Below are 11,988 nucleotides of genomic sequence, written 5' to 3' on the forward strand. Positions count from 1 at the left end.
TCGGCGTTCGCGCCGGGCCTTCGGGTCGGGCGGGCGCGGTGTCCGGCGCCCGATAGCCTCGGCCCATGAGCAGGCCGCCCACCTTCGCCCTTCCGCCCGGCTGCCGCGCGCTCCCGCTGCGCACGCCGCGCGGGACGTTCGCCGCCGTCGAGTCCCCCGCCGCCGAGGGTGTCGCCCCGAAGGGGGTCGTGCTGCTGCTGCCGGGGTTCACCGGCAGCAAGGAGGACTTCCACCCGCTGCATCCCCCGCTCGCCGCGCGCGGCTACCGCACGGTCGCCGTGGACGGTCGCGGACAGTTCGAGTCGGACGGCCCGGAGGACGACGAATCCGCTTACGCGCAGGCCGAGTTGGCGCGGGACGTGCTCGCGCAGGCTGCGGCGGTGGGCGCCCCGCTGCATCTGCTGGGGCACTCCCTGGGCGGCCAGATGGCCCGCGCCGCCCTGCTCCTGGACACCGCGCCGTTCCGCTCGCTCACCCTGATGTCGTCGGGGCCCGCGCAGATCTCCGCCTCCCAGCAGGAGCGCGTGAAGCTGCTGCGGGACGCGCTCTCGGTGATGAGCATGGCGGAGGTCTGGGACGTCATGCAGGCCATGGAGGCGACGGCGGTCCCGCCCGGCGGGACCGCGGCGCCCACGGTCGGCGGCGTGGTCGCGCTCGACACCGGCACCGACGGCGACGACGGCCACGGGGGCGACCTGCGGCGCCGCTGGCTGACCACCCGGCCCGCGCAACTCCTCGCCACCGGCGGCCAGTTGTGCACCGAACCGGACCGCGTCGCCGAGCTGGCCGCGACGGGGACGCCCTGCCACGTGCTGTCGGGCGCGCGCGACGACACCTGGCCCGTGCCGCTCCTGGACGACATGGCGCTGCGCCTCGGGGCGCACCGCACGGTCGTCGAGGGCGCCGAGCACTCCCCGAACACCGACCGGCCCGAGGCCACGGCCGGGGCCCTCGCCGACTTCTGGGACGGTGTGCGCGGCTGAGCCGCGGCCTCAGAACTGGGTGCGCAGGTGGTCCCAGAACCCGTCGCGCAGGACGCGCCGCAGGTCGGACTGGCCGCGCAGCGAGTACTGGAGCAGCCCCTCCGCCTCCACCAGCAGATCCTGGTCGACCGAGCCCGGCAGGTACGGGTGTCCGGGCATCAGTTCGGCCAGTGCGTCGAGCCCCCGCTCGGAGAGCCACTTCGCGGCGATCTGCGCGCCCACGAACCGGACGTCGTCGCGGCCCGGCCGGGTCGCCGTCGCCTCGAAGCCCGCGGTGGTGCGCCGGGTCACGTACGGCTTGAAGAAGTCGAGGTCGAGGGTGCGCTGGCTGTCGACCTCCCACAGCAGCGGGTCGGCCTGGTTGCGGCCCTCGGGCGCCTCGACGCCCCAGAGGTGGACCCGGGCGCCGTACCCCTGCGCGGCCTCGACCGCCGACACGAGGTCCTCGTCGCCGCCGAGGAGTGCCGCGTCGCTGATGGCGCGGTGGCGGGCGAGCGACTCCAGGTCGGAGCGGATCAGCGAGTCGACGCCCTTCTGCTGGTTGTTGGCATTGAGGTTGCCCAGGCGCACCTTGACGTCGGGCAGTTCCGCGATGGACTGCTGCTCGGCGGTGTGGATGCGGCGCCGGGCGCCGTCGTACCAGTAGACGCGCAGCAGCCTGCTGTCGGCGAAGATCGAGCGGGCGCGGTCGATGAGGGCCTCGATCAGGCCCTCGGTGTCGAGCTCGAAGGCGCGCCGGTCCTCGGTCCCGGCGACCAGCCGGCCCGCGGCGGCGTACAGGTATCCGGCATCGACGAAGATCGCATGGGTACTGGGAGTCTTGGCGACCTCGGCGAGCACCCGCTCCAGGAGATCCGTCATGCGGTCGAGGCGGGCCGTCAGCGCCGTGGGGTCGTCGTTCATCCCCCTCATTGTCCAGGGGGCCGTACCGGGGGCACAACCGGTCCCGTTCCGTCACGGCCGGTGCACGAACGGTTGTTAATTAGCCAACCGAAAAATTTCCTTAGCGTAGGGAATGTTCGTAACACGCGGACCGTTGAATGAGTCAGGAACAGGGGCACCGACGTCCTCTGCGCCATCACCAGTAGTTCTCCTCAGGAGGATGACCAGACGAAGGGAGAAGCCATGCGCTTCGAAATCATGCGTCTCGACGAGGTCGACGGCACCACCGTGGACAGCACCGTCGTGGATGCCGCCTCCGTCAACCGGATCGTTCAGCAGGCTGCCGCCATAGGGCAGCGGCTCTGGATCCGCCCGGCCGACACCTCGGCCTCATAACAGGATCCGCCTCCGACTTTTCGAAGCCCCCGCCCGGCACCGCTGCCGGACGGGGGCTTCGACGTATACGAAAGCGGCACACTTCGGCGCCCGCCGGCCGCGCCCCGGGGGCGGGCCCTAGCTGTTCTGGATCACCTGCGTGACGCCGTTGATGATCTGCTGCACGGCGATGGCGGAGAGCATCATGCCGGCGAGGCGGGTCACCAGGACCACGCCGCCGTCCTTGATGACACGGATGATCAGCAGCGAGTAGCGCATCACGAACCACAGCACGACGTGGATGGCGAGGATCGCCGTCCACACCGAGACCTGCGTGGCCACGCTGCCCGCCTTCTGCACCGCGAGGATGACGGACACGATCGCGCCGGGGCCCGCGAGCAGCGGCATGCCGAGCGGCACCAGCGCGACGTTGACGTCCTTGGTCTGCTTCGGCTCGTCGGTCTTGCCCGTGAGCAGGTCGAGGGCGATCAGCAGGAGCAGCAGCCCGCCCGCGATCATCAGCGCGGGCACGGAGACGTGCAGGTAGTCCAGGATCTGGTGGCCGAGGAGCCCGAAGACGGTGATCACGCCGCCGGCCACGCACACGGCCTGGAAGGCCATCCGGCGCTGCACCTTGGCGGGCCGCCCCGCGGTCAGCGCGAGGAAGATCGGGGTGATCCCGGGGGGATCCATGATGACGAAGAGGGTCAGGAAGAGCGAGCCGAAGACGGCGACGTCGAACATCGGTGAGAGAGGCCTTGCGGGTGAAGAAGGGCGAGCGGGCGGGCGGGAACGTCAGACGCGCGTTCCGCCCGCGCCGGGCACCGGGAACGCGCCGGTGGCCCGCCGGGTGATCTCGGCGTAGATGTCGGGGTCGGTGGTGTACTCGCCGAGGCCGACGGTCTTGCGGCTGCCGTGGTAGTCGCTGGACCCGGTGGTGAGCAGGCCGGTCTCCTTCGCGAGGGCGCGCAGCCGCTCGCGGGTCGGCCCGTCGTGGTCCATGTGGTCCACCTCGATGCCGTCGAGGCCGGCCGCCGCCATGCGGAGGATGGTCTCCTCGGGCACGGTGCTGCCGCGCTTGGCGGCACCGGGGTGGGCGAAGACGCAGACCCCGCCCGCGTCCTTGACCAGGCGGATCACGTCGAACGGGTCGGTCTCGTGCTTGCCCACGTAGGCCCGGCCGCCGTCGGCGAGCCACTGGCCGGTGAAGGCGTCGCTCACCGTGGGGACCACGCCGAGCTCGACGAGCGCGGTCGCGACGTGCGGGCGGCCGACGGAACCGTCCCCGGCGATGCGCGCGACCTGCTCCCAGGTGACGGGGACGCCGAGTTCGTTCAGCCGGGCGATCATGCCCCGGGCGCGCGGCACCCGGTCGTCGCGGACCAGTTCCCGTTCGGCGAGCAGCGCGGGCTCCTCGGGGTCGAACAGGTAGGCCAGCATGTGCATGCTGACGCCGTCGACGCGGCAGGACAGCTCCGCGCCGGTGACCAGGGTGAGCCCCTCGGCGAGGGCGGCGACCGCCTCGGCGTGGCCGCGCGTGGTGTCGTGGTCGGTGAGCGCGACGACGTCCAGACCGGCCGCGGCGGCGTTGCGCACCAGCTCGGCCGGCGTGTCCGTCCCGTCGGAGGCGGTGGAGTGGGTGTGCAGGTCGATGCGCACGACGCGGGACTCCAGACGAGCGGGACAGCGGGGGACGGTTCAGTGTAACGGGAGGGACGCACGGGACCTGTCACACCCCCTGGGCCCCGGAGCCCCCTACAGCGCGGGCCGGGGCACGCCTCCGGTCAGGTCTCCAGCAGTCGCGGCGACAGCGCCCCGCACGGCACGAGGTCGACCTCGGCACCGGCGTCGCGCAGGTCGGTGAGCACGAGTTCGTCGTACATCAGCAGGCCGGACTGCTCGGGCCAGACCACCGCCCACAGCCACAGCCCGAGCGCCTCCCCCGCGAAGACGGCACGGTCGGCGGGGGCGCCGGCGACGTGCCACAGCGGGGTCGGGCGGCCCGCGGCGAGGACCTTGGCCTGGGGCGGCTTCTCCACGTCCAGGTACGGGCCGGGGTCGAGGCCGCTGATGCCCGCGTACCGGGGGCCTAGGCCGACGCCCAGTTCCTCGGCGACCAGGATCAGTTCACCGACTCCGCCGAGCGGTCCGGGGCCGGTGCAGGCGACGGCGGTGGCCCGGCCGCCGCTGCGGTCGTCGCCCGCGCAGGCCACACCGGTGAACAGCCAGCCGACCGGCAGGGGCCAGGGCATCCACACGGGTACCTGCGTGCGGTGCACGACGACTCCGAGGGCTTCCACGCTGGGCGGGATCACAGGCTGCAGGGGGTGTACGGCGCCGTGGGCGGCGCACTGCCAGGACTCGGCGAAGAGACCGGGAGCCGTGACCCGGCCACCGCACCTCGGGCAACTGGGTTCGCCCCTCATGACAGCCACGGTCCTCCCCGCGCTCCGTCCCGTCAAGGACGATCACGGCACCACCCAGGGCCCTCACCGGCGGAAACTAGATGTAGCTTGCACTCTTTAGCCCATCTAACTTATTGTGTGTAAACGACAACGATCCTTGCGGGAAACGGAGCACGGCATGCAAACAGGTTCGGGAGGTTACGCCGCGGGCGACCCGTTCGACGCGGGCGCGGGCGGTCTGCTGCGTCAGCCGAAGGCGGTGTGGGCGACGGCGGGCGCCTCCGTCGTCGCATTCATGGGCATCGGGCTCGTCGACCCGATCCTGCCGTCCATCGCGTCGGGCCTCGACGCCACCGCCGGCCAGGTGTCGCTGCTCTTCACGTCGTACTTCCTCATCACCGCGGTCGCGATGCTCGTGACCGGCTTCGTCTCCAGCCGCATCGGCGGCAAGAAGACCCTGCTGGCCGGACTCGCGCTCGTGGTGGTCTTCGCGGGGCTCGCGGGCACCTCGGACTCGGTCGCGCAGCTCGTCGGCTACCGGGCCGGCTGGGGCCTGGGCAACGCGCTGTTCGTGTCGACCGCCCTCGCCGTGATCGTCGGCGCGGCGGCCGGCGGCAGCGCCGCGGCGATCCTGCTGTACGAGTCGGCGCTCGGCCTCGGCATGGCCTGCGGCCCGCTGGTCGGCGCGCTGCTCGGCAACGCGAGCTGGCGCTACCCGTTCTTCGGCACCGCCGTGCTGATGGCGATCGGCTTCCTGTGCATCACGGCGTTCCTCAAGGAGCAGCCGAGGCCCGCCACGAAGACGGGGCTGCTGGACCCGATCAGGGCGCTGGGCCACGGCGGTCTCGCCTCCGCCGCCGTTTCCTCGTTCTTCTACAACTACACGTTCTTCACGGTGCTGGCCTTCACGCCGTTCGTGCTGGACATGACCCCGTACAGGTCGGGCGCGGTGTTCTTCGGCTGGGGTCTGCTGCTCGCGGTGTTCTCGGTGCTCGTCGCGCCGCGCCTTCAGGCGCGGTTCGGCTCGCTGAAGGTGCTCGGCGGCTCCCTCGTGCTGCTCGCGGCCGACGTGGTCGTCCTCGGGTACGGCGACCACACCACCGCCGTCGTCTGCACGATCCTGTCCGGCGCCTTCATCGGCGTGAACAACACCGTCTACACCGAGCTCGCGCTCGGCGTGTCCGACGCGCCGCGCCCGGTGGCGAGCGCCGGCTACAACTTCGTGCGCTGGTTCGCCGCCGCCGCGGCCCCGTTCCTCGCGCCGAAGATCGAGGGCTGGAGCAACATCCACGTCCCGTTCGTGGTGGCGGGCTGCACCGCGCTGGCCGGCGCCCTCGTGGTCGTGGTCCGGCGCCGGGCGCTGACGCACGACGCGGAGGAGCTGGAGACCCGGCACGCGACGGAGGACTCGGTCACCGTCTTCGCCGGGAACTGAGCAACCCACCCCCGCCACCTGCGGGTTGGGCAGGCGGCGGAGGCGGGCGGCGCACGGTGAGGTGCGTCACGCCGGAGCGGGCCGGTGGCTAGTCCAGCGGAACGGACCTGCGGGAGGGATCCCGCAGGTCCGTTCCGTGTGCCAGCCACCGCTCCTGAAGTGCCTGCGCGCCCTGCACGCGCTTCCACGCGGCCTCGTTCGGCGTCATCGGCAGCAGCGGCAGGAAGCGCACCGGGTCCATCGGCGCGTCCAGCTCCAGGTCCTCGACCAGACCGCCCGGCTCGCCGACGAGCACCGAGGTGAACGGCGCCCCCGGCCACAGCGGCTCCCCCACGTCCAGCGACGCGCCCGGTGCCACCACCAGCCCCTCGACCTGCGGCGACGCGGCGAGCACGGCGAGCGGGCGGAGCACCTTGTCGGTGTCGGCGAGACCCGCGCGCACGGACAGGAGCAGCTCGGCGCGCGGGCCCTGGACGGGGTCGGCGAGCACCGCGGTCGGGTCGGTCATGGGCAGCGCGGACATGCCGAGCGTGGCGTAGCGGACGACCGGGCCGCCCTCCCCCGCCGGGTCCGCCGCGCCGAACCGGAGCACCTCGACGCGGTCCGTGCCGAGGAAGGTGACCGCCGCGCGCGCGTCCGGTTCGCCCAGCGCGGTGCGCAGCCTTGCTTCCACCAGGGGGAGAACTTCAACCATCCGGCGAGCATAGAACTCGTCAGCTCAAGGCAAAGCGGCGCCTTGACACAAGGCGCTGCTGTTACTCTTGGCCGGTGGTTTCGGGGCAGCACGCAGAAGCGTCGCGATCGAGCTCCCGACACTGACGAGGCTCTCCCGCGCGGGCTTTCCCGCGGGGGATTTGATCGTCCCTCACGGGGGACCGGCCGGAGGAGGTGGGCTGGCATGGACCGAAGTCGACCGTGCAGTACCACCCGCTCTTCCGACCGCTGACGCAGCCGCCGTTCTCCTCTTCGCTGCCGCCTCTCGCACTCGCACCGTGACCGGTCCGGAATTCCGCCCGGACGACGGTTCACCACGGAAGAGCGCTTCGTTTCGTTTTGCCTGATCTGTCTGACTGCCTGATCTGAAGCAGTAGAAGCAGTAGCGAAGCTCGCCACCGCGACGGTGCGGTGCTCCCCGCTTTGTGGACGTGCCAAACATCCCGCATGCGATACGTCCTCATTCCGGTCGGTTCCAACCGTCGCAGGTGCCTTTCGTTGCTCGTCGCGAAGGAGCCTGCCATGTCGATGATCCGCGACCTGCGAGCCGTGGTCCGTCCGTCGCGTCCCGCGATCCGCAAGGACAGCGGTACGTACGACACCACCCGCGACCCCGCGACCCCCTCGGCCGTCGTCGACTGCGCCGTGTACCGCGACGGCGCCCGCGTCGAGACCCCGCAGCCGCTCGCGCCGCACGAGGCGATGCGGCTGGTGCGACGGGACGGCGGCTTCGTCTGGATGGGTCTGCACGAGCCGACGGAGGCCGAATTCGCCGGCATCGCCTCGGAGTTCGGGCTGCACCCGCTCGCCGTGGAGGACGCCGTCCAGGCCCACCAGCGGCCCAAGCTGGAGCGCTACGACGACAGCCTCTTCACCGTCTTCAAGACCATCCACTACGTCGAGCACGACCTGCTCACCGCCACCAGCGAGGTCGTCGAGACCGGCGAGGTGATGTGCTTCACCGGCCCGGACTTCTTCATCACCGTCCGGCACGGCGGCCAGGGTTCGCTGCGCGCGCTGCGCCACCGGCTCCAGGACGACCCGGAACTGCTCGCCAAGGGCCCCTCCGCGGTGCTGCACTCCATCGCCGACCACGTCGTCGACGGCTACATCGCGGTCGCCGACGCCGTGCAGGACGACATCGACGAGGTCGAGACGGAGGTGTTCTCGCCGGGCCGCAAGGGCACCCCGCGCGGCACCGACGCCGGGCGGATCTACCAACTCAAGCGCGAGGTACTGGAGTTCAAGCGCGCGGTGACGCCGCTGCTGCGTCCGATGCAGCTCCTGAGCGAGCGGCCGATGCGGCTGATCGACCCCGACATCCAGAAGTACTTCCGCGACGTCGCCGACCACCTCGCGCGCGTCCAGGAACAGGTGCTGGCCTTCGACGAGTTGCTCAACTCGATCCTCCAGGCCAACCTGGCGCAGGCGTCCGTCGCGCAGAACGAGGACATGCGCAAGATCACCTCGTGGGCCGCGATCATCGCCGTGCCGACGATGGTCTGCGGGGTGTACGGGATGAACTTCAAGTACATGCCCGAACTGCACTGGCGCTACGGCTATCCCGTGACCGTGTCGGTCACGATCGTCATCTGCCTGGGCATCCACCGCACCCTCAAGCGCAACGGCTGGCTGTGACCGCCGGGCCCGCGGCGGGTCCGGGGGCCCTACCCTTCTGCCCATGACCAACCCCACGTCCCACGAGCTGCTCGGCCAGGCCCTCGTCGAGGAGGCCACCAAGAAGTCCGGTCTCGTCTGGGTCCGGGGGCCCGGCGGGCCGTCCCGCGCGCTGTGGCACGTCTGGCACGAGGGCGCCGCCTGCCTCGTCGGCGACGGCCCCGGGGAGCAGCCGCTGCCCGGTCTCGCGCACGGGGCGGCGGCCGAGGTGACCGTCCGCAGCAAGGACAAGGGCGGCCGGCTGGTGACCTGGACGGCCACCGTCGCCGAACTGCCGCCCGGCTCGGCGGGCTGGGAGTCTGCGGTGGCGGAGCTGAAGGGCAAGCGGCTCAACGCACCCGACGCGCAGACCATGACGGACCGCTGGGCCCGTGAGTGCCGCGTGCTGCGCCTGGAGCCCACCGGGGCCTCGCTGCCGCTGCCCGACGGCCAGTTGGCCGAGCCCCCGCTGCCGACCCCGGCCACGACCCGCCGGCCGGCCCCGGCCGGTCTGCCCCGGCTGCTGCTGAAGCGGAAACGGCGGCGCGGCTGACGGCGGCCGCGGTCAGGACGCCGGAAGCTGCTGCCCCAGGTCGACGGTGTCGGAGGCGGGCGGCTGGTCGAGGGCGATGTGCTTGCCCCAGCCGGAGAAGCTGAGCGTGCCCGCACCGCCGGCCCGCTCCAGCCGCAGCGGGTAGGGCCTGCCCCGCAGCGAGACGTCGAGGGTGCCGCCGGAGCCCTTGTCGCCGGTGATGCGGACCGTGCGGGTGCCCCCCTGCTCGTGGTGGCCGTCCTTGGCGAGCGTGCCGTGCAGGGTCAGCAGCCCGCCGAGGAGGACGTCCTTGTCGGTGAAACCGCTGAACCGCTTGTACGTGGCGTCGCTGCTCGGCACCTTCACGTACTTGCCGCCCAGCTTGTCCGCCGTGCCGCCGTCCGCGGACCTGCCGTCGGCCTGCGTCCAGAAGTCGGCGTCGGCCTTCAGGTACAGCTCCTCGTCCACCCGCAGCAGATGGAAGGTGACGCCCTTGGAGGTCACCGAACCGCTGCCGCCGCCGGAGGTGAGGCCCATGTCCAGCGTGTAGGTGCGCCCGTCGCTGACCACGGTGCCGGACAGCCGGACCGCGTCGGCGGTGCGCGCGGCGTTCTGCGCGCGCGCCTGGATCTTCGCGGCGGACAGCCTGCCCACGCCGTTGGTGCCCGCGTCCGGGTCGTCGCCGCCGCATCCCGCGAGTCCCGTCACCGCTGCCACCACGAGGGCGCACACCGCGCCCGCGAACCCGGAACGGCGGACGGGGCCCAGGGCAATCGCAGTCACAGGTGGGCTGCCTCTCTGACGGGTTCCTCAACGACGGACGGCAGCGTACCGGTGTCGCGCGCGAGGGGTGGAGCCAGTCCGTCCGCACCGCTCACCAGGGCGTATTCGATGGGGACGGGCTAGCCTGAAGCCGACCGGAGCGGGCAAGGGGGACAAGCGGCACAGGCCGGTGGCCGGAAGCGGCAGGAACCGGAAGTACCGCCCGGCGGACGTCCGCGACAGCACGAGCACCGGCGGCACAGCGCCGTACGGAACGGAAAGGAGCCGCGGCCATGGCAGGGGGCGCCCCCCGGATCTTCGTCTCGCACCTCGCCGGAGTCGCCGTCTTCGACCCGAACGGCGACGCCGTGGGGCGCGTGCGCGACCTGGTCGTCGTGCTCCGCGTCGGCCGCAGGCCGCCGCGCGTGCTCGGCCTGGTCGTCGAGCTGTCCACCCGGCGCCGCATCTTCCTGCCGATGACCCGGGTGACCGGTGTCGAGTCCGGCCAGGTCATCACGACCGGTGTGCTCAACGTGCGGCGCTTCGAGCAGCGGCCCACCGAACGCCTCGTCTTCGGCGAACTCCTCGACCGCCGGGTCACCCTCGGCGAGACCGGCGAGGAGGTCACCGTGCTCGACCTCTCCGTGCAGCAGCTGCCCGCCCGCCGGGACTGGGAGGTCGACCGTGTCTTCGTGCGCAAGGGCGGGCGCGGCGGTGCCTTCCGGCGCGCGAAGGGCGAGACGCTCACCGTCGAGTGGTCCGCCGTCAGCGGCCTGACCGTCGACGAGCAGGGGCAGGGCGCCGAGAACCTGCTCGCCACGTTCGAACAGCTGCGCCCCGCCGACCTCGCCAACGTGCTGCACCACCTCTCGCCGAAGCGGCGCGCGGAGGTCGCCGCGGCCCTCGACGACGACCGGCTCGCCGACGTCCTGGAGGAGCTGCCGGAGGACGACCAGATCGAGATCCTCGGCAAGCTCAAGGAGGAGCGCGCCGCCGACGTCCTGGAGGCCATGGACCCGGACGACGCGGCCGACCTGCTGTCCGAGCTGCCCGAGGACGACAAGGAGCGGCTGCTCAGCCTGATGAGCCCCTCGGACGCCGAGGACATGCGGCGCCTGATGGCGTACGAGGAGCACACGGCGGGCGGCCTGATGACGACCGAGCCGATCGTGCTGCGGCCCGACGCGACGGTCGCCGACGCCCTCGCGCGCGTACGCAACGCCGACCTGTCCCCCGCCCTCGCCGCCCAGGTCTACGTGTGCCGCCCGCCCGACGAGACGCCGACCGGCAAGTACCTCGGCACGGTGCACTTCCAGCGGCTGCTGCGCGACCCGCCGTACACGCTCGTCGGCTCGATCCTGGACGACGGCCTCCAGCCGCTCTCCCCCAAGGCACCGCTGCCCGTGGTGGCCGGCTTCTTCGCCACGTACGACATGGTCGCCGCACCCGTCGTGGACGAGGCCGGGGCACTGCTGGGCGCGGTCACCGTCGACGACGTACTGGACCACATGCTGCCCGACGACTGGCGCGAGACCGAGTTCCACCTCGACGAGGGGGCGCCCCATGGCTCCTGAGCGCGAGGGACGCGACCGTACGCCCGCGGGGGCGACGCCGTCGGGCCGCACCCGGCCCCGGCTGGACCAGCCGCGCCCGCCGCGCCGCCGGATCGTGCCCGAGTGGGACCCGGAGGCGTTCGGCCGGCTGTCGGAGCGCATCGCGCGGTTCCTGGGGACAGGGCGGTTCATCGTCTGGATGACGGTCGTCATCATCCTGTGGGTGGTGTGGAACATCGCGGCGCCCCGGGACCTGCGGTTCGACAACTACCCGTTCATCTTCCTGACGCTGATGCTGTCGCTCCAGGCCTCCTACGCGGCCCCGCTGATCCTGCTCGCGCAGAACAGGCAGGACGACCGCGACCGGGTCAACCTGGAGCAGGACCGCAAGCAGAACGAGCGGTCGATCGCCGACACCGAGTACCTGACCCGCGAGATCGCGTCCCTGCGCATCGGCCTGGGCGAGGTGGCCACCCGCGACTGGATCCGCTCCGAACTCCAGGACCTGGTGAAGGAACTGGAGGAGCGCCACCCCGGCGCCCACGAGGACGGGCACGGCGGCGGCCACGGCGGCGGCCGGGCGGGCGGACAGCCCGGCGGCCACGGCGCATTCCCGGCGCTCCCGGCTGCGGAGGGCGAACGTCCGCGCGGACGTGACGCAGACGACCGCTGACAGGGCTTCCCGGCGCCC

Annotated in this window: 13 protein-coding genes; 7 read left to right on the plus strand and 6 right to left on the minus strand. The window is 72.2% G+C overall.

Going from position 1 to position 11,988, the window contains the following annotated elements; translation table 11 throughout:
- Positions 1 to 65 precede the first annotated feature (65 nt).
- Positions 66 to 983: an alpha/beta fold hydrolase gene (locus ACFZA0_RS30060; RefSeq protein ID WP_391022732.1), complete on the plus strand. Its 918-nt coding sequence runs from the start codon at positions 66 to 68 to the stop codon at positions 981 to 983.
- 9 nt (positions 984 to 992) lie between these two features.
- On the opposite strand, the gene ACFZA0_RS30065 is transcribed toward ACFZA0_RS30060, so the two are convergent.
- Positions 993 to 1,886, minus strand: coding sequence for an NYN domain-containing protein (locus ACFZA0_RS30065; RefSeq protein WP_391022734.1), 894 nt, complete (start codon positions 1,884 to 1,886; stop codon positions 993 to 995).
- A 222-nt stretch (positions 1,887 to 2,108) separates the two neighbouring features.
- On the opposite strand from ACFZA0_RS30065, the gene ACFZA0_RS30070 reads away from it, so the two are divergent.
- On the plus strand, positions 2,109 to 2,261 hold the full coding sequence (locus tag ACFZA0_RS30070; RefSeq protein WP_356941744.1) for a hypothetical protein: 153 nt from the start codon (positions 2,109 to 2,111) through the stop codon (positions 2,259 to 2,261).
- Positions 2,262 to 2,378: 117 nt separating this feature from the next.
- Here ACFZA0_RS30070 and ACFZA0_RS30075 read toward each other — a convergent pair whose 3' ends face one another.
- From ACFZA0_RS30075 to ACFZA0_RS30085, 3 genes are all read right to left on the minus strand, one after another.
- Positions 2,379 to 2,984: a MarC family protein gene (locus ACFZA0_RS30075; RefSeq protein WP_391022736.1), complete on the minus strand. Its 606-nt coding sequence runs from the start codon at positions 2,982 to 2,984 to the stop codon at positions 2,379 to 2,381.
- Between the two features lie 51 nt (positions 2,985 to 3,035).
- A complete protein-coding gene (locus ACFZA0_RS30080; protein WP_391022737.1) occupies positions 3,036 to 3,899 on the minus strand; it encodes a PHP domain-containing protein in 864 nt (287 codons plus the stop codon).
- Positions 3,900 to 4,024: 125 nt separating this feature from the next.
- A complete protein-coding gene (locus ACFZA0_RS30085) occupies positions 4,025 to 4,666 on the minus strand; it encodes a DUF6758 family protein (RefSeq protein ID WP_391022739.1) in 642 nt (213 codons plus the stop codon).
- A gap of 157 nt (positions 4,667 to 4,823) precedes the next feature.
- Here ACFZA0_RS30085 and ACFZA0_RS30090 point away from each other — a divergent pair, with 157 nt between their 5' ends.
- Complete coding sequence (locus ACFZA0_RS30090) at positions 4,824 to 6,080, plus strand: MFS transporter (protein WP_391022741.1); 1,257 nt, start codon at positions 4,824 to 4,826, stop codon at positions 6,078 to 6,080.
- Between the two features lie 88 nt (positions 6,081 to 6,168).
- Here ACFZA0_RS30090 and ACFZA0_RS30095 read toward each other — a convergent pair whose 3' ends face one another.
- Positions 6,169 to 6,774 carry a suppressor of fused domain protein gene (locus ACFZA0_RS30095; protein WP_391022743.1) on the minus strand — a complete coding sequence of 202 codons (606 nt, stop codon included), beginning with the start codon at positions 6,772 to 6,774 and terminating at the stop codon, positions 6,169 to 6,171.
- A 542-nt stretch (positions 6,775 to 7,316) separates the two neighbouring features.
- Between ACFZA0_RS30095 and ACFZA0_RS30100 the strand changes: the two genes are divergently transcribed.
- Positions 7,317 to 8,432 (plus strand): CorA family divalent cation transporter, encoded by a 1,116-nt coding sequence (locus ACFZA0_RS30100; protein WP_391022744.1) that lies wholly within the window; start codon positions 7,317 to 7,319, stop codon positions 8,430 to 8,432.
- A 43-nt stretch (positions 8,433 to 8,475) separates the two neighbouring features.
- Positions 8,476 to 9,003, plus strand: a complete 528-nt coding sequence (locus ACFZA0_RS30105; RefSeq protein WP_391022746.1) for a hypothetical protein — start codon at positions 8,476 to 8,478, stop codon at positions 9,001 to 9,003.
- Between the two features lie 12 nt (positions 9,004 to 9,015).
- Here the strand turns inward: ACFZA0_RS30105 and ACFZA0_RS30110 are convergent, their stop codons facing one another.
- On the minus strand, positions 9,016 to 9,765 hold the full coding sequence (locus ACFZA0_RS30110) for a hypothetical protein (protein WP_391022748.1): 750 nt from the start codon (positions 9,763 to 9,765) through the stop codon (positions 9,016 to 9,018).
- A gap of 272 nt (positions 9,766 to 10,037) precedes the next feature.
- On the opposite strand from ACFZA0_RS30110, the gene ACFZA0_RS30115 reads away from it, so the two are divergent.
- Both ACFZA0_RS30115 and ACFZA0_RS30120 read left to right on the plus strand, forming a co-directional pair.
- Positions 10,038 to 11,318 carry a magnesium transporter MgtE N-terminal domain-containing protein gene (locus ACFZA0_RS30115; RefSeq protein ID WP_391022749.1) on the plus strand — a complete coding sequence of 427 codons (1,281 nt, stop codon included), beginning with the start codon at positions 10,038 to 10,040 and terminating at the stop codon, positions 11,316 to 11,318.
- The gene (locus ACFZA0_RS30120; protein WP_391022750.1) at positions 11,308 to 11,970 is read left to right on the plus strand and encodes a DUF1003 domain-containing protein; all 663 of its coding nucleotides are present in this window, start codon (positions 11,308 to 11,310) and stop codon (positions 11,968 to 11,970) included. The genes ACFZA0_RS30115 and ACFZA0_RS30120 overlap by 11 nt, the downstream gene beginning before the upstream one ends.
- The last annotated feature ends 18 nt before the right edge of the window (positions 11,971 to 11,988 follow it).

It is taken from the genome of Streptomyces sp. NPDC008150 (genome assembly GCF_042956945.1).
In the GTDB taxonomy this organism is placed as follows: domain Bacteria; phylum Actinomycetota; class Actinomycetes; order Streptomycetales; family Streptomycetaceae; genus Streptomyces.

What these genes read in the sequence shown, in the direction of transcription:
- ACFZA0_RS30060 (WP_391022732.1), top strand. Translation starts at nt 66, where the DNA reads ATGAGCAGGCCGCCCACCTTCGCCCTTCCGCCCGGCTGCCGCGCGCTC.
- ACFZA0_RS30065 (WP_391022734.1), bottom strand. Translation starts at nt 1,886, where the DNA reads ATGAACGACGACCCCACGGCGCTGACGGCCCGCCTCGACCGCATGACG.
- ACFZA0_RS30070 (WP_356941744.1), top strand. Translation starts at nt 2,109, where the DNA reads ATGCGCTTCGAAATCATGCGTCTCGACGAGGTCGACGGCACCACCGTG.
- ACFZA0_RS30075 (WP_391022736.1), bottom strand. Translation starts at nt 2,984, where the DNA reads ATGTTCGACGTCGCCGTCTTCGGCTCGCTCTTCCTGACCCTCTTCGTC.
- ACFZA0_RS30085 (WP_391022739.1), bottom strand. Translation starts at nt 4,666, where the DNA reads ATGAGGGGCGAACCCAGTTGCCCGAGGTGCGGTGGCCGGGTCACGGCT.
- ACFZA0_RS30090 (WP_391022741.1), top strand. Translation starts at nt 4,824, where the DNA reads ATGCAAACAGGTTCGGGAGGTTACGCCGCGGGCGACCCGTTCGACGCG.
- ACFZA0_RS30095 (WP_391022743.1), bottom strand. Translation starts at nt 6,774, where the DNA reads ATGGTTGAAGTTCTCCCCCTGGTGGAAGCAAGGCTGCGCACCGCGCTG.
- ACFZA0_RS30100 (WP_391022744.1), top strand. Translation starts at nt 7,317, where the DNA reads ATGTCGATGATCCGCGACCTGCGAGCCGTGGTCCGTCCGTCGCGTCCC.
- ACFZA0_RS30105 (WP_391022746.1), top strand. Translation starts at nt 8,476, where the DNA reads ATGACCAACCCCACGTCCCACGAGCTGCTCGGCCAGGCCCTCGTCGAG.
- ACFZA0_RS30115 (WP_391022749.1), top strand. Translation starts at nt 10,038, where the DNA reads ATGGCAGGGGGCGCCCCCCGGATCTTCGTCTCGCACCTCGCCGGAGTC.
- ACFZA0_RS30120 (WP_391022750.1), top strand. Translation starts at nt 11,308, where the DNA reads ATGGCTCCTGAGCGCGAGGGACGCGACCGTACGCCCGCGGGGGCGACG.